Genomic DNA, 15,498 nt, shown 5'->3' on the forward strand with positions numbered 1-15,498 from the left:
CGGTAGTCGATGAGCGAGGAGGTCGGTGAAGATGCTCCTCGCTCTGCTTGTGAGCGGCCTGGTCGTAGCCTTGGTGGTGATCGGCCTTTTCGTGTTCGGGCTGCGCCGGCGGCTGATCCAGCGCTCCGGCGGCACCTTCGACTGCAGCCTGCGCTGGGACGTCTCGGACAAGCACGACGTCTCCGGCAAGGGCTGGGTGTACGGGGTCGCCCGCTACAGCGGTGACCGCATCGACTGGTTCCGCGTCTTCTCCTACTCCCCGCGGCCCCGCAGGCTGCTGGAGCGCGGCTCGATCGAGGTCGTCGCGCGCCGCGCCCCGGAGGGCGAGGAGGAGCTGGCCCTGCTGTCCGACGCCGTCGTGCTCGGCTGCACCCACCGGGGGGTGCGCCTGGAGCTGGCGATGAGCGAGGACGCCCTGACCGGATTCCTGGCCTGGCTGGAGGCGGCTCCGCCCGGCCAACGGGTGAATGTCGCGTAGAAGTTCCTTGCCCGTTGGTGGGGGTGCCCCCAGGCGAAGTCCGGGGGAGGGTGAATGTGGCGTAGAAGTTCCTTGCCCGTTGGTGGGGGTCCCCCCAGGCGAAGTCCGGGGGAGGGTGAATGTCGCCTGACGCGTGCCGCCGCCCTCCCCGGGAGTGACTGCTCCGGGGAGGGCGGCGGTGTCTTCGGGCCGGGAGCCCGGGGGCGGGGGGCGGATCCCGTCCCTCCGGCTCCGGCGGTCAGCGGGTCACGGTGCGGGGGTCACCGCAGGCCGGAGTGGACCGCGGAGGCGAGTTCGCCGTTCGCGGTGTCCCCGCTGAACTCCCAGTAGAAGGCCCCCCTGAGGCCCTGCTGCTTGGCCCAGGCCATCTTGCCGGCGATGGTGGCGGGGGTGTCGTAGCTCCACCAGTTGCTGCCGCACTTGGCGTAGGCGGTGCCGGCGACCGTGCCGGTGGCCGGGCAGCCGGCCTTGAGGACCTTGTAGTCCTCGATGCCCTGCTCGTACGTGCCCTGCGCCGGGCCGGTGGCGGTGCCGCCGGGGGCGTCCTGGGTGACGCCGGTCCAGCCGCGGCCGTAGAAGCCGATGCCGAGGTTCAGCTTGCTGCCCGGGACGCCCTTGGCCTTGAGCTTGGCGATGGCGTCGGCGGAGTTGAAGCCGGCCTGCGGGATGCCGGCGTACGAGGTGAGCGGGGAGTGCGGGGCGGTCGGCCCCTTCGCCGCCCAGGCGCCGAAGAAGTCGTACGTCATGACGTTGTAGAAGTCGGTGTACTGCGCGGCGCCCGCGTAGTCCGCCGCGTCGATCTTCCCGCCGTCCGAGGCGTCCGCGGTGATCGCGGCCGTGACCAGGTTGTTCGGGCCGAACTTGGCCTTCATGGCCTTCATCATGTTCGTGAACGCGGCCGGGCCCGAGGTGTCGCAGGTCAGGCCGCAGGCGTTCGGGTACTCCCAGTCGAGGTCGATGCCGTCGAAGACGTCGGCCCAGCGGGGGTCCTCCACCAGGTCGTAGCAGGACTGGGCGAAGGCGGCCGGGTTGGCCGCGGCCTGGCCGAAGCCGCCGGACCAGGTCCATCCGCCGAACGACCACAGCACCTTGATGTGCGGGTACTGGGCCTTCAGCTTGCGCAGCTGGTTGAAGTTGCCGCGCAGCGGCTGGTCCCAGGTGTCGGCCTTGCCGTCGACGCTCTGGTCGGCGCCGTACGCCTTGTCGTAGTCGGCGTAGGCGTCGCCTATGGTGCAGCGGCCGCCCTGGACGTTCCCGAAGGCGTAGTTGATGTGCGTGATCTTCGCGGCGGTGCCGGAGGTGACCAGGTTCTTCGCGTGGTAGTTGCGCCCGTAGACGCCCCAGTTGGTGAAGTAGCCGAGCTTGACCTTCTCACCGGGGTCCGGGGTGCTGCCGCCCGGGGTGGTGACCGTCAGGGTGCCCGAGGAGGGCCCGGTCTGGCCCGCGGTGTCGCGGGCGGTCACGGAGTAGGTGTACGCCGTCCCCTTGGTCAGGCCGGTGTCGGTGTACGAGGTCCCGGTGACCGTCGCGATCTTCGTGGAGCCGCGGTGGACGTCGTAGTCCCGGACGCCCTTGTCGTCGGTCGCGGGGGTCCAGGACAGGGCGGCCGAGGTCTCGGTGACCGTCCCCGCGGTGGGCGTGCCGGGGGCCGAGGGCGGGTTGTCGCCGGGCTCGGAGGGGCCGCCGTCGCAGGGGTTGCCGTTGAGCTTGCAGCCGGTCGGGGCTCCGGAGCCGCTGCCGTTGAAGCCGAAGGTGACGCTGGCGCCCGGGGCGAGGGTGCCGTTCCAGCCGACGTTCTTGGCGGTCCAGTGGTCCGCGGAGTTGGTGACTGCTGCGTCCCAGGCCGAGGTGACCCGGGTGCCCGAGGGGAAGTCCCACTCGACGGTCCAGCCGGTGAGGGTGGTGGTGCCGGTGTTCTTCACCGTCCACCTGCCCTCGAATCCGGAGCCCCAGTCCGAGGCCTTCGTGTACGTCGCCGTCGCGGACGCGGCGGCCTGCGCGGGGCCGGCGAGGGCGACGAGCCCTGCGGCCGGCACGGCGAAGGCGGCCACGGCCGCGACGAGCCTGCGCATCATGCGGGTGGTGCGGGGTGGGGGTGCTGTGCTCAAGGGTGCTCCTCCGTAGGTCCGTCGCGGGCCGTGGGGCCGGCTGCGACTCGGGGGTGGGACCTGCGCCGCCCGTGAGCGTCCCTGGCACGGCACGCTCACCACAGTTGCCGCGAGCGTAGAAAGGTCTGGACCAACCGTCAAGAGGTCCAGACCACAATGGAGTTGGAGGCGAGCTAGAGTCCCAGCTCCCGCGCCAGCACGGCCGCCTGGACCCGGCTGCGCAGCTCCAGCTTGCCGAGCAGCCTGCTCACGTGCGTCTTCACCGTCGCCTCGGCCATCGACAGCCGCACCGCGATCTCCGCGTTCGACAGGCCCTCGCCGAGGCAGCCCAGCACCTCCCGCTCCCGGCGCGTCAGGGACTCCACCGCCGCGGCCCGCTCCGGCGCCACGGCGGCCCCCGCCTGCCGCGGCGCCGCGAACTCGGCGATCAGGCGCCTGGTCACCGCCGGTGAGATCAGCCCCTCGCCGCGCGCCACGGTCCGCACGCCGGCGATCAGCTCGGCCGCGTCGGCGTTCTTCAGCAGGAAGCCCGCCGCGCCGGCCCGCAGCGCACCGAAGACGTACTCGTCCAGGTCGAACGTCGTCAGGACGAGGACGTCGGCGAGGCCCTCCGCCACCACCTGCCGCGTCGCCGACACCCCGTCGAGCCGCGGCATCTGCACGTCCATGAGGACGAGGTCCGGGCGCAGCACGCGGGCCAGCCGCACCGCCTCCTCGCCGTCCGCGGCCTCGCCCACGACCTCGATGTCGCCCGCACTGCGCAGGATCAGCACCAGCCCCGCGCGCACCGCGCTCTGGTCCTCCGCCACCACCACCCGGATGGTCACCCGGTCACCGCCTTCTCCTCCGCGGGCAGGACCGCCCGCACCCGCCAGAGCGGGCCCTGCCGGCCCGCCGTGAACTCCCCGCCCAGCAGCTCCGTCCGCTCCCGCATGCCGATCAGGCCCGCCCCGGAGCCCGGGGCGCGGCGCGGGGGCCGGTCGGCGCAGGGCGACTCCACCGCCACCGACAGCAGCCCGCCGGCGCGGGCCACGCGGACCCGGACCGTGCCCGGGGCGGCGTGCTTGAGGGCGTTGGTGAGCGACTCCTGGACGATCCGGTACGCCGCCAGCTCCACGGGGGCCGGCAGCGGATCCGGGCCGGGCCGCCGCTCGTCGCACAGCTCGAACTCCAGGCCGCTGCCGCGGCCGTTGACGCGGGCCTGCGCCACCAGGGCGTCGAGCCCTTCCAGCGTGGGCGTCGCGGCGGCCTCCTGCTCCGCGCCCGCGTCCCGCAGCAGCCCGATCAGCCGGCGCATCTCGGCCAGCCCCTGCACGCTGTTCTCGCGGATCACCCCGAGGGCCTCGCGGCTCGTCGCGGGGGAGTCGATGGAGAGGGCCGCCGTGGAGTGGATGGCGATCGCGGAAAGGTGGTTGGCCACCATGTCGTGCAGCTCCCGGGCCATCCGCGCCCGTTCGGCGACGACGGCCTGGCTGCGGTCCATCTCGGCCAGCAGCGCCGTCTGCTCCGCGCGCAGCCGGGCGGCGACCGCGGCTTCGCGGTGGTTGCGCAGGGTGGCGCCCGTCAGGGCCGGGCCGAAGCTGACGATGCCGGTGACCACGCCGATCATCAGCGCCTGCGGGGTGCGGAACCAGGCCACCGCGACGATCGTGACGGCCACGGTGACCAGGCCCGTCGAGACCGGCAGCCGCCGGGCCATCGGGGGCCTGCCGTAGAGGGCGGCCGCGTACACCAGGTCCGTGAAGATCATGACGGTGCCGAGGTTGCCCACGGTGAACTGGTCCGCCACCACGGCGAGGGTCCCGACGCCCACGATGAGCTGGGGGCAGCTGCGGCGCACCAGCTCCAGCGGGCCGATCACCAGCAGCGGGACCAGGGCCGCCCAGGGCGGGAAGAAGTGCCGGTTGTTCGTCGTGTAGATGCCGAGCGACCACAGCAGCACCCCGCCGAGCACGCTGACCACCGCGAGGAGCACGTCGTCGCGGTGGGGGCGGGGGATCCGGCGGGTCCGCTCGGGGTCGGTCGGGGCCTCGGTCGCGGTCACCGTCCCATCCAACACGCTGCGCGGCCCCGGAGCCTCGCCACAGGGGCGTATCGCATCAGGCGGTCCACTACACCGAAGGATGCAGTCCCGGTTCACCTGCGGAGACGACGAACCGGTGCGGACCGCGGGAGAGGCTGGAACCAGGTGCCGGGCGGCGTCGGCCGCCGCACCGCCCACCCCCCAGCGAATGGAGAAACCCGTGCTCGTCGCCCTGATCGTCGCCTGCGAGGTGGGCTTCTGGGTGCTGCTCGCCGCCGGCCTCGCCCTGCGCTACCTCGCGAAGATGCCCCGGCTCGGGGCGGCCGTCCTGCTGTGCGAGCCGCTGCTGGAGCTCGTGCTGCTGGTGGTCTCCACGCTGGACCTCAAGAACGGCGGCGAGCCGTCCTGGAAGCACGGCCTCGCCGCCCTCTACATCGGCTACACCGTGGGATTCGGCCACTACACCGTGAAATGGCTCGACCGGCATGCCGCGCACCGCTTCGCCGGCGGCCCCAAGCCGCCGGGCCCGACGTACGGCAGGGAGCGCGCCCGCCACGAGGCGAGGCTGTGGCTGCGGACCGTGGCCGCCGGCGCCGTCGCCCTCGCCCTGCTGGAGGCGGCCATCCTGTACGTCGGCGACGCGGGCGACACCTCCGGCCTGCGGGGCTGGCAGTTCGGCGCCCTGCGCGCCGTCGTCATCCACGGCGTCGTGGCCGCCACGTACTGGATCTGGCCCCGCAAGGCCCCGGCGGCCGAGACCCCGGAGGCGCCGGAGGCCCAGGCCGACCCGGTCCTCCCCGGCCGGCGGGACGCCTAGTGCCGTGACCCGGTGAACCTTCCCGGTCACGGCACTGGACAGGGGTCAGTCCCGCTCGCCGCCCGGCACCCACAGAACGTCCCCGACCTCCTTGTTGGCCGTACGGGCCAGGATGAACAGGAGGTCGGAGAGGCGGTTGAGGTAGGTGGCGGTCAGCGGGTTCATCACCTCGCCGTGCACCTCCATCGCCGCCCAGGTGGAGCGCTCCGCGCGGCGGACCACCGTGCAGGCCTGGTGCAGCAGCGCCGCTCCGGGCGTACCGCCGGGGAGGATGAAGCTGCGCAGCTTCTCCAGCTCCGCGTTGAAGCGGTCGCAGTCGGCCTCCAGCTTGTCGACGTAGAACTGCTCGACCCGCAGCGGCGGGTACTCCGGGTCCGCCACGACCGGCGTGCTGAGGTCGGCGCCGACGTCGAACAGGTCGTTCTGCACCCGCACCAGCACCTTCACGACCTCGTCAGGCAGGCCGCCGAGGGCGATCGCCGTGCCGATCGCCGCGTTCGCCTCGTTCGCGTCGGCGTAGGCGGAGATCCGCAGGTCGGTCTTGGCGGTGCGGCTCATGTCGCCGAGGGCCGTCGTGCCCTTGTCGCCCGTGCGGGTGTAGATGCGCGTGAGGTTCACCATGCGGCCAGCGTAGGGGAGTCGCGGGGGCGGCGGCCGCTGGGCCGGACCGGTGTGATGTCCGTCATCTGAGACGTGACGCGTGTTACTTCCCGGTCACACCACCGCTCACGACCGCTAGTCTCCGGCCGAGAGGCACGAGACCGGGCCGTTTCAAGAACGAGGGGTGTGCAGTGGCTGGGAAGCTCGCCGTCATCGGTGCGGGGCTGATGGGTTCGGGAATCGCTCAGGTCTCCGCGCAGGCGGGGTGGGACGTCGTCCTGCGCGACGTCACCGACGCCGCGCTGACCCGGGGCACCGACGGCATCAAGGCCTCGTACGACAAGTTCGTCTCCAAGGGGAAGATGTCGGCCGGGGACGCGGAGGCCGCGCTCGCCCGCATCACCACGACCACCGACCTGGACGCGGTCGCGGACGCCGACATCGTCGTCGAGGCCGTCTTCGAGAAGCTCGAGGTCAAGCACGAGATCTTCCGCGCCCTGGACAAGCTCGTCCGCGAGGACGCGATCCTCGCCTCCAACACCTCCGCCATCCCGATCACCAAGATCGCGGCGGTGACGGAGCGTCCGGAGCGGGTCGTCGGCGCGCACTTCTTCTCGCCGGTGCCGATGATGCAGCTGTGCGAGCTCGTCCGCGGCTACAAGACCAGCGACGAGACCCTCGCCGCAACCCGCGCGTTCGCCGAGTCCGTCGGCAAGACCTGCATCGTCGTCAACCGCGACGTCGCCGGCTTCGTGACGACCCGTCTGATCTCGGCGCTCGTCGTCGAGGCCGCCAAGCTGTACGAATCGGGCGTGGCGTCCGCCGAGGACATCGACATCGCCTGCAAGCTGGGCTTCGGGCACGCCATGGGCCCGCTCGCCACCGCCGACCTGACCGGCGTCGACATCCTGCTGCACGCCACGAGCAACATCTACACCGAGTCCCAGGACGAGAAGTTCGCGCCGCCGGAGCTCATGCGCCGCATGGTCGACGCGGGCGACTTCGGCCGCAAGACGGGCCAGGGCTTCTACAAGCACTGAGACCGGACACCCGCACGGACGCCCCGTCATGGGGCGCCTGTTCGAAGGATCGGCCCTGCGGGTGATTTTGGTATCGGTTCGCTCACGGTCGGCAACTTCACTGCCTGCGCCGCAGTCAGTTGCAGTGAGAGTTGCCGACCGCGGACCAGTCGGACCAGACACAAGCCAGTACTGCCGGGAGCGCATATGCACATCAGGGGCGACCACGCCGAACTCGCTGTCGGGGGCCGCCTCGACGTGCGCAGCGCGGCGGACGCCCGTACGGTCCTGCACACCGCCCTCGACCGCGGGCACGGCGACCTCGTGCTCGACCTCACCGGACTCGACTCCTGGGACGCCACCGGCCTCGGCGTCATCATGGGCGCGCACCGCCGGGCCGGGCGGACCGGCCGCCGCCTCGTGCTGCGCGGGGTCCCGCCGCAGATGCAGCGCCTCCTCGTCGCCACCCGCCTCCACCGCATCCTCGCCATCGAGGGCGGCCTGGAAGCGGAATCCCTCCCCAGGGTCTGAGACCGCCCGGGCCGCCGCCGTGCCCCCGCCTCCGCCTGCGGAAACGTAACGGTACGGCGGATAACGCACCCCTGCGGTTCCGTGTTCGACCGGCCACCGTCTAGGGTCGGGCGGACACCGGACCGGCAGCGGCACCCGCACGCGCCGGCCCGGACGCAGAACGGCAACGGCACAGGGCGCGATCGGGGGCACAGGTCATGGACCGCACGCAGGGGCAGGCCGAACCGGGGGAGCTCGCCGCGGCGGGCCCCGGGGCGCACACCGCACCCGGCCCCGTGGCCCGCGTCGTCACCCTCACCGCCGGCGACTACACCCTCACCGTCAACCCCGTCGACGGCAGCGAGATAGAGCCGCGCCGGCCCGGCACCGGCGGCGGCACCCCCGCCAAGCGCGGCGCCGCCGGGCGCAGCGCCCACACCGCCGCCGCGCGGCCCCCCGCCCTGCCCGGTCCCGCCGCCCCCGCCCCGGTGCTCGTCGGCCGCGAGGAGGAGCGCGAGCGCCTCGTGCGCCTCCTCGGCCGCGGCCGCTCCGTACGGCTCACCGGACCGGCCGGATCCGGCCGCACGTCCCTCCTCGACGCGGTCGCCGCCGACTGCGCCGGACTCGCGCCCGACGGCGTCGTCCGCCTCTCCGGCCACGGCCACCAGCAGCCCGGCGAACTGCTGTACGCGCTCCACGACGCCGTCTACGACGCCCCGGCCGAACGCCCCGGGCGCACCGAACTCCTCACCCGCGTCGGCACCATCGGAGCCATCGTCCTCCTCGACGACCTGGAGATGGGCGGCGCCGCCCTCGACGAGCTGCTCGCCGCCACCCCCGAGTGCGCCTACCTGCTGGCCGCCGCCCCGGAGACCCGCGCCCCCTCCGACGACTCCCACCTGGAGGAGGTCTTCCTCACCGGCCTCGGCCGGGACGCGTGCCTGCGCCTCCTCGAAGCGCGGACCGGGCGGCCCCTCACCGACGCCGAGGCCGCCTGGGCCGAGGACCTGCGCTTCGCCTCCGAAGGGCTGCCGCTGCGCTTCGTCCAGGCCGCCGCCCTGCTGCGGGGCCGCGACGAACTCAACCGGGCCGCCGCCGAGGACGACGACGAGGAGCCCGGCGTCTTCGACGAGCGGCCGCGGTCCGCCGGCCCCGTCCCGCTGCCGACGCTCGCCGAGGCCGCGGCCCCGGCCGCGCTGCTCGCCGCCCGCGCCGGCGAATCGGCGCGCGCCGCACTGCGGATCGCCTGCGCACTCGGCGGGGAGCTGCCGCACCACGCCCACCTGCCCGCCCTCGTCGGGGACACCCACGCCGACGCCGCGGTCGCCGAACTCCTTGCCGCAGGCCTGATCGCGCCGGTCGGCCCCCGCCACCGGCTGGCCGCCGGGGTGGCCCGGCAGCTGGAGGAGGCCGGCTTCGGCGAGACCGCCGCGGAGGAGGCCCGGACCGCCGCCCGGCACTACGCCTGGTGGACCGGGCACTCCTCGGTGACCCCCGAGCGGGTCGCCGCCGAGGCGGACGCGGTCCTCGCGGCGCTCGCCGGAGCCGACGTCGTTGCCGGAGTGCTGCTCGCGCGCAGCGCGGCCCCGGCGTTCGCCGCGGCCCGGCACTGGGAGGCGTGGGAGCGCGTGCTCCGCGCCGGCGCCGAGGCCGCGCGCAAGGCCGGCGAGGTCGCCGAACAGGCGTACTTCCACCACGAACTCGGCGTCCTCGCCCTGTGCGAGGGGCGCCTGGACCGCGCGCGGGCCGAACTGGAGGCGTCGATCGGCCTCAGGGGCGCCCTCGCCGACAAGCGGGGCACCGTGGCGGGCCGCAGGGCCCTCGCCCTCGTCACCGACCGGGAGGCCGCCGTCCAGGCCTCGCCGCCGCTGCGGCTGGAGGCCCCGGCCGCGCCCGCCGCCGGCACGGCCCCGGCGCTCCCCGCGGCGCCCGCTGCGGGCTCCGGGGGAGCCGCGGGATCCCGCATACCCGGCGCCGCGCGGCCGGACGCCGCCTCGGCCACCGCGCGGCCGGACGCCGCCGCCACCGCATGGCCCGACGTGGTCTCCGCCGCGGCCTCCCGCGCCCCGGTCCGCGACGCGAAGCCCCGGCCGGCCGCCGCGGCCCCCGCCTCCGAAGCCCCGACCGCCGCGCTCCCCGCGTCGGAGGCGGTCACCGCCGCACTCCCCGCCACCGGGGCCGCCACCACGGCGGTGCCCGTCATCCGGCCCGCCGGCGTGCCCGCCTCGCTCTCCAAGGTGTTCGAGGACGCCTTCCCCCTCGACCCGAAGCCCGCGCCCCGCCCCGCCCCCGTACCCGCCCCTCCGCCGGGGCGGCCCACCGGTGCCCCCGCCCCCGGGCCCGGCCCCGCCGCCCTGCTGCGGCAGCGGCGCAAGGCCGTCCTGACGGCCGCGGCCGGCGCGCTGACGGTGGCGGTGCTCGGCACGGTCGTGGGGCTCGCGATGACCTCGTCCGGGACGCAGGCCCCGGCCGGCGGCTCCACGACCTCCCCGACGCCGTCGGCCGGCACGCCGTCGACCGGCACCACCTCGACGGGGACCGACGGCGGCGGCAGCGACTCCGTACCGCAGCCCGCCACGGCGCCGTCCCCCCGGCAGTCCGCGTCCGAGGAGGCGAGCCAGAGCGCCGGGCCGAGCCCCTCCAAGGGCGCCCCCTCCCGCCGGCCGTCCCCCGGAACGGAGCCGTCCACGCAGACCCCGCCGGTCACCGGGCCCACGGCCTCGTCCCCCTCGCCCAGCCAGTCGCCCGTCGCGAGCCCGACGCCGTCGCCGGCGCCCACACCGACCGCCACCACGCCCCCGGCCACGGCCACGGGCACGACCACCGCGGCGGGGCCGACCTCCCCGCAGGAGCCGTCCCTCCCGTCGTAGCGGCACACCCCGCCCCCACACGCACAGCGGCCGCGCCCCCCCGGACGGGGAGCGCGGCCGACGTGACGGATGCGGGGCACCGATCCGGCCGCCGCGCGAACGCGCCGCGGGAGGTGCGGGAAGCCGTCAGAACAGGCGCAGCTTGTCGTCCTCGATGCCGCGCAGCGCGTCGTAGTCGAGCACCACGCAGTCCATGCCGCGGTCCGTGGCCAGGACGCGCGCCTGCGGCTTGATCTCCTGGGCCGCGAACACGCCGCGGACCGGCGCCAGATGGGGGTCCCGGTTGAGGAGCTCCAGGTAGCGGGTCAGCTGCTCGACGCCGTCGATCTCGCCGCGCCGCTTGATCTCGACGGCCACCGTCGCGCCCGAGGCGTCCCGGCACAGGATGTCCACCGGCCCGATCGCCGTCATGTACTCGCGCCGGATCAGCGTGTAGCCCTCGCCCAGGGTGTCGATGCGGTCCGCGAGAAGCTCCTGGAGGTGCGCCTCGACGCCGTCCTTGATGAGGCCCGGGTCGACGCCCAGCTCGTGGGAGGAGTCGTGGAGGACCTCCTCCATCGTGATGATGAGCTTCTCGCCCGCCTTGTTGACGACGGTCCACACGCCTTCCGAGTCGCCGGTGCCCTCCTTGAGGGTGCACGGAGGCGACATCCAGTTCAGCGGTTTGTACGCCCGGTCGTCCGCGTGGATCGAGACACTGCCGTCGGCCTTCACGAGGATCAGACGGGGTGCCGAGGGCAGGTGGGCGGTGAGGCGGCCCGCGTAGTCGACGGAGCAGCGGGCAATCACGAGACGCATGGTGCGCAACGCTACTCGACCCGCGGGCCCGCACGCGATTCGCCCTCGAAAGCCCCGTTCGCCGATGGCGCGTTGTATGCGCATTCTCCTGGTGCGGCCACCGGAGGGCGCCTACGGTGGTGGCGGGAGGTCGTCGGGCGTGCACACTGCGTTGTCGCGCCGGCCGCCTCCCTCCCTGCCCGTAGGACCCCGGCTGCCCAGAGGACCGGGGTCGCGAGAGGAGAACCCATGTCGCTCGACGTCTCACCGGCCCTACTCGAACAGGCCGAGCGAGGCGAGGTCGACGAAGCCGCCTTCGTCGACTGCGTCCGGACCTCCCTGCCCTTCGCATGGGAGATGATCAGCTCGCTCGTGGCGCGGCTGCAGGTGGACGGCGGGGACTTCGCCGACAACCAGACGCCGCCGCCCGACGAGCAGGCGCGCGGGCAGCTGCTGCGCGCCCTCGCGAGCGACGCCATACGGGGCGCGCTCCAGCGGCACTTCGGGGTGCGCCTGGCCTTCCAGAACTGCCACCGCGTCGCCGTGTTCCCGCTGGACGCCTCCGCGGACGACCGCCTGGCCCGCTTCACCTCGATCCGCGGCCAGCTGCTCAACCAGTCGCCGGAGCTGCGCGACTGTTAGCGCCGCAGCCGCCCGGGCGGCGGCCCCGGTCCGGCCTCAGCGGAGCCGGGGCAGGACCTCGGCGGCGAGCCGGCGCACGTTCTCCTCGGTGGCCGCGAGGTCGCCGGACCCCTCCGCCAGCAGGGCGAACCGCGTGATGCCCGTCCGCTCGGACGTCGCCGCGAGCCGGTCCGCCGCCAGCCGCGGCGTCCCCACCGGGTGCAGGTCGCACAGCAGGCCGGTGTAGGCGGCGGGGTCGCGCATCGCCCGTGCCCGGCCGTCCACGGTGACGTGCGCGTCAAGGCCCTGCCGCAGCCAGCCGGGCATGGCCTTCGCCAGCGTCTCGCGCGCGTCGCGCGTCCGGTCCGCGAGCTGGCACACGCCCGCCGACACGTGCGGGGCGTGCGGGTCGCGGCCCGCCTCGGCCGCCGTGCGCCGGTACAGGGCGACCATCGCAGCCTTCTCCTCGTCCCCGCAGTGCATGCCGAGCAGCATCGGCAGCCCGCGCTCGGCGGCCAGCCGCACGGAGGCGGGCGAGGTGCAGGCGACGATCACTTCCGGTCCCTGTCCGTCGCCGTCGAGCGCTTCCGCGGGCCGCGGGACGACGGCCACCTCGCGGAAGACGTGCCGCCCGCCGACGGACGACACCCGCGGCTCGGAGAGCCAGCGCCGCAGCAGGTCCAGCCCCTCGGGGAAGCCGTTCTCGTAGGCGTCCAGGCCGCCGCCGAAGACCTCCAGGTCGACCCACGGCCCGCCGCGGCCCACCCCCAGGGCGAACCGGCCGCCGGAGGCGATGTGCAGCAGCGCCGCCTGCTCGGCGAGGGCCACCGGGTGGGTGTTCGGCAGCACGCTGACCGCCGTGCCCACCGTCAGCCGCTTCGTCCGCCCGAGCAGCAGCCCCGCCAGCGTGACGGCCGAGGGGCACACGCCGTAGGGGACGAAGTGGTGTTCGGCGAGCCAGACCGAGTCGAGCCCGGCCTCGTCGGCCACCTCCGCCGTCCGCACCGCCCGGTGCAGCGCCTCTCCGTGCCCCTGGCCCGGGAACTGGGCCGCCAGTACGAACGCTCCTACGCGCATCGCCTTCTCCTCCTCGTCGGCTGACGCGGCCTCCCCAGGTCGACCGGTACTTCTCTGTGGCAACAACGCCCGACACGTGCCAAGGGCACGGTCCGGCAGGAAAGTTATTGGGATTGTCAGGCCGGTTCCGTCCGGTGCGCGGGCCCTTCCGGACACCCTGCGGGCAGGTGCCGCCGCTGCGCGTAGTCTGGGAGAAAGTCACTGCCGTCCGCCCATTCGTGAGGTATACGTGTCACCGCGCCACAACCGCCCCAGGGGCGGCGGGAAGCCAGCCGACCGTGCGGACGGCGGCGCCGGATCCGCGGGGGCGGGCGGCGACCGCTTCGGCCTGGAGCGCACCGAGGAGTACCTGGGCGAGGAGTGGAAGGTCCGGCACGTCGCGGGCGCGAGCGCCGCCGGCAAGCGCTACCGCTGCCCGGGCTGCGACCAGGAGATCCCCTCCGGCACCCCGCACCTGGTCGCCTGGCCCGAGTACGGCGGCGTGGACGACCGCCGGCACTGGCACAAGGCCTGCTGGAACGCGAAGGACCGCCGCACCACACGGGTGCAGCGGTCCAGGAGCGCCCCCCGCTACTGAGCGCGGGGGCCGAAGGCGCAGGGCCGGGACTACACGTCCCGCCGCACCACGACCGCGTACGACCCCGCGACGGCGGCGCCGGCCACGGCGAGGATCAGCACCAGGTGCGCCCAGTTGCCCGGCAGGCCGCCCACCTCGCTGGTGGGCAGGCCGAGCAGCTGCATGATGGCGACCGGCGCGTTGTAGCGCAGGACCAGGTTGCCGAGCGGGGTGAGGCTCTCCCACATGGTCAGCATCCCCCCGACCACCGGCGGGAGCATGACCACGCCGAGCATCACGGCGATGGCCCCGGCGGAGTGCCGCACGACGGCGCCGATCGCGAGGCCGAGCACGCCGAGCAGGGTGACGTAGAGGCTGCCGCCCAGCGCGGCGAGCCACTCGCCGGCGGTCTGGTGCCCCTCCGGGCCGTCCGCCGCGATCATCGAGGCGATGCCCACGGTCGCCACCGAGGCGCTGACGACCGTGAAGGCGACCGCGGAGAAGACGAGGTACTTGGCGGTCAGCACCCGCGCCCGGTCGGGGGCCGCGGTCAGCGTCGTGCGGATCAGCCCGGTGCCGTACTCGGACGTGACCGTGAGCACACCGAGGACGATCACCGCGACCTGCCCCACTAGCAGCCCGAAGACGGCGGCGGCGGTGTGCGGGGGGTTGACGTAGCCGGTGGGGTCCTCGGTCTCGCCTACCGCGAGCAGGCCGATGCCGACGACGAGGAGCACCAGAGCGCCCAGCGTCCACAGGGTGGAGCGGACGGAGACCATCTTGGTCCACTCGGAGGCGAGGGCGTGCCCCAGGTGCGGCCGGGGCTCGGGCAGCGACGGGTCCTGCTCCTGCGGCTGGTCCGGGAGGGTGGCGGGGCCGGTCATCGGGTGTCCTCGGGGTTGTTCGGTGCGGTGCCGGCGAGCTCGGCGGCGCTGCCGGGCATCAGGAAGGGCTTCCCGCCCGCGCCGGGCGGCGGGGGAGCGAAGAAACCATCCTGCGGGACCTCGGGCGCCGCGGCGCCGTCCTCCCACGCCGGCAGGGCCAGCGGGTCCGGCTCCCAGAGCTCGGCGCGCGGGTCCTCGGTGGAGGTGTACTCGACGGAGGACTGCGTCATCCGCATGTAGGCCTCCTCCAGCGAGGCCCGGTGCGGGGACAGCTCCCACAGGCGTACGCCGGCCCCGTGCGCGAGGTCCGAGATGTGCGGCAGCTCCAGGCCCGTCACGCGCAGTGCCCCGTCGGGCTCCTGAAGGACCCTCCCGCCCGCCGCCGCCAGGGCCGCGGCCAGCGCCTTCCGGCCATCCTGATCATTGCCGGCCGCGCGGACCCGCGCGAATCCGGCCGAGTTGTGGGCGATGAACTCCTGGGTGCCCATGTCGGCCAGCAGCCGGCCGCGGCCGATGACGATGAGGTGGTCGGCGGTCAGCGCCATCTCGCTCATGAGGTGCGAGGAGACGAAGACGGTGCGGCCCTCGGAGGCCAGCTGCCGCATGAGGTTGCGCACCCAGAGGATGCCCTCGGGGTCGAGGCCGTTGACCGGCTCGTCGAAGAGGAGCACCCGGGGGTCGCCGAGGAGGGCGGTGGCGATGCCGAGGCGCTGGCCCATGCCGAGCGAGAAGCCCTTGGTGCGCTGCCGGGCGACGTCCTGGAGGCCGACGACGGCGAGGACCTCGTCGACCCGCTTCTCGGGGATCCCCGAGAGCTGGGCGATCGACAGCAGGTGGGTGCGGGCGCGGCGGCCGCCGTGGACGGCCTTCGCGTCGAGGAGGGCGCCGACGTTGCGCTGGGCGTTGCCGAGCTCGCGGAAGGGCCGGCCGTTGATCGTGACGCGGCCGGACGTGGGCCGGTCCAGGCCGAGGATCATGCGCATGGTGGTGGACTTGCCGGAGCCGTTGGGCCCCAGGAAGCCGGTCACGTGACCCGGCCTGACCTGGAAGGACAGCTGGTCGACCGCGGTCTTGGCGCCGAAGCGCTTGGTCAGGCCGACTGCCTCGATCATTGCTCTGCCCCTTGCCCGGCGGACGGCTCTCGTCCCAGTTAAGGGT

General features: G+C 74.3%; 15 protein-coding genes. 7 read left to right on the forward strand and 8 right to left on the reverse strand.

Translation table 11 applies throughout. The annotated features are described in order from the left end of the window. The first annotated feature begins 31 nt into the window (after positions 1-31). Positions 32-478, forward strand: coding sequence for a DUF2550 domain-containing protein (locus ACZ462_RS02655; RefSeq protein WP_467802610.1), 447 nt, complete (start codon positions 32-34; stop codon positions 476-478). A gap of 260 nt (positions 479-738) precedes the next feature. On the opposite strand, the gene ACZ462_RS02660 is transcribed toward ACZ462_RS02655, so the two are convergent. The 3 genes from ACZ462_RS02660 to ACZ462_RS02670 all read right to left on the reverse strand — a co-directional run bounded on the left by ACZ462_RS02660 (position 739) and on the right by ACZ462_RS02670 (position 4,630). Further along, the gene (locus tag ACZ462_RS02660; RefSeq protein ID WP_467802611.1) at positions 739-2,586 is read right to left on the reverse strand and encodes a glycosyl hydrolase family 18 protein; all 1,848 of its coding nucleotides are present in this window, start codon (positions 2,584-2,586) and stop codon (positions 739-741) included. A gap of 173 nt (positions 2,587-2,759) precedes the next feature. Then, complete coding sequence (locus ACZ462_RS02665) at positions 2,760-3,413, reverse strand: response regulator (protein ID WP_467802612.1); 654 nt, start codon at positions 3,411-3,413, stop codon at positions 2,760-2,762. Beyond that, positions 3,410-4,630 carry a sensor histidine kinase gene (locus ACZ462_RS02670; protein ID WP_467802614.1) on the reverse strand — a complete coding sequence of 407 codons (1,221 nt, stop codon included), beginning with the start codon at positions 4,628-4,630 and terminating at the stop codon, positions 3,410-3,412. The genes ACZ462_RS02665 and ACZ462_RS02670 overlap by 4 nt, the downstream gene beginning before the upstream one ends. A gap of 199 nt (positions 4,631-4,829) precedes the next feature. On the opposite strand from ACZ462_RS02670, the gene ACZ462_RS02675 reads away from it, so the two are divergent. Then, positions 4,830-5,426 carry a hypothetical protein gene (locus ACZ462_RS02675; protein ID WP_467802879.1) on the forward strand — a complete coding sequence of 199 codons (597 nt, stop codon included), beginning with the start codon at positions 4,830-4,832 and terminating at the stop codon, positions 5,424-5,426. A 45-nt stretch (positions 5,427-5,471) separates the two neighbouring features. Here ACZ462_RS02675 and ACZ462_RS02680 read toward each other — a convergent pair whose 3' ends face one another. Then, positions 5,472-6,047, reverse strand: coding sequence for a cob(I)yrinic acid a,c-diamide adenosyltransferase (locus ACZ462_RS02680; protein ID WP_467802615.1), 576 nt, complete (start codon positions 6,045-6,047; stop codon positions 5,472-5,474). A 170-nt stretch (positions 6,048-6,217) separates the two neighbouring features. Between ACZ462_RS02680 and ACZ462_RS02685 the strand changes: the two genes are divergently transcribed. The 3 genes from ACZ462_RS02685 (at position 6,218) to ACZ462_RS02695 (ending at position 10,425) form a co-directional block, all read left to right on the forward strand. Further along, positions 6,218-7,066, forward strand: a complete 849-nt coding sequence (locus tag ACZ462_RS02685; RefSeq protein WP_467802616.1) for a 3-hydroxyacyl-CoA dehydrogenase family protein — start codon at positions 6,218-6,220, stop codon at positions 7,064-7,066. Between the two features lie 186 nt (positions 7,067-7,252). Further along, positions 7,253-7,576, forward strand: coding sequence for an STAS domain-containing protein (locus ACZ462_RS02690; RefSeq protein WP_467802617.1), 324 nt, complete (start codon positions 7,253-7,255; stop codon positions 7,574-7,576). A 197-nt stretch (positions 7,577-7,773) separates the two neighbouring features. Next, complete coding sequence (locus tag ACZ462_RS02695; protein WP_467802618.1) at positions 7,774-10,425, forward strand: ATP-binding protein; 2,652 nt, start codon at positions 7,774-7,776, stop codon at positions 10,423-10,425. A gap of 126 nt (positions 10,426-10,551) precedes the next feature. Here ACZ462_RS02695 and nucS read toward each other — a convergent pair whose 3' ends face one another. Then, a complete protein-coding gene (gene nucS / locus ACZ462_RS02700; RefSeq protein WP_467802619.1) occupies positions 10,552-11,223 on the reverse strand; it encodes an endonuclease NucS in 672 nt (223 codons plus the stop codon). Between the two features lie 228 nt (positions 11,224-11,451). On the opposite strand from nucS, the gene ACZ462_RS02705 reads away from it, so the two are divergent. After that, a complete protein-coding gene (locus ACZ462_RS02705) occupies positions 11,452-11,844 on the forward strand; it encodes an SCO5389 family protein (RefSeq protein ID WP_125541822.1) in 393 nt (130 codons plus the stop codon). A 36-nt stretch (positions 11,845-11,880) separates the two neighbouring features. On the opposite strand, the gene ACZ462_RS02710 is transcribed toward ACZ462_RS02705, so the two are convergent. Further along, positions 11,881-12,900: an LLM class flavin-dependent oxidoreductase gene (locus ACZ462_RS02710; RefSeq protein ID WP_467802620.1), complete on the reverse strand. Its 1,020-nt coding sequence runs from the start codon at positions 12,898-12,900 to the stop codon at positions 11,881-11,883. Between the two features lie 229 nt (positions 12,901-13,129). Between ACZ462_RS02710 and ACZ462_RS02715 the strand changes: the two genes are divergently transcribed. Next, positions 13,130-13,477, forward strand: coding sequence for an ATP/GTP-binding protein (locus tag ACZ462_RS02715; RefSeq protein ID WP_467802621.1), 348 nt, complete (start codon positions 13,130-13,132; stop codon positions 13,475-13,477). 29 nt (positions 13,478-13,506) lie between these two features. Here the strand turns inward: ACZ462_RS02715 and ACZ462_RS02720 are convergent, their stop codons facing one another. After that, positions 13,507-14,340 (reverse strand): ABC-2 transporter permease, encoded by an 834-nt coding sequence (locus ACZ462_RS02720; protein ID WP_467802623.1) that lies wholly within the window; start codon positions 14,338-14,340, stop codon positions 13,507-13,509. Further along, positions 14,337-15,452, reverse strand: coding sequence for an ABC transporter ATP-binding protein (locus ACZ462_RS02725; RefSeq protein WP_467802624.1), 1,116 nt, complete (start codon positions 15,450-15,452; stop codon positions 14,337-14,339). The genes ACZ462_RS02720 and ACZ462_RS02725 overlap by 4 nt, the downstream gene beginning before the upstream one ends. Between the last annotated feature and the right edge of the window lie 46 nt (positions 15,453-15,498).

It is taken from the genome of Streptomyces sp. NPDC031121 (genome assembly GCF_055570615.1).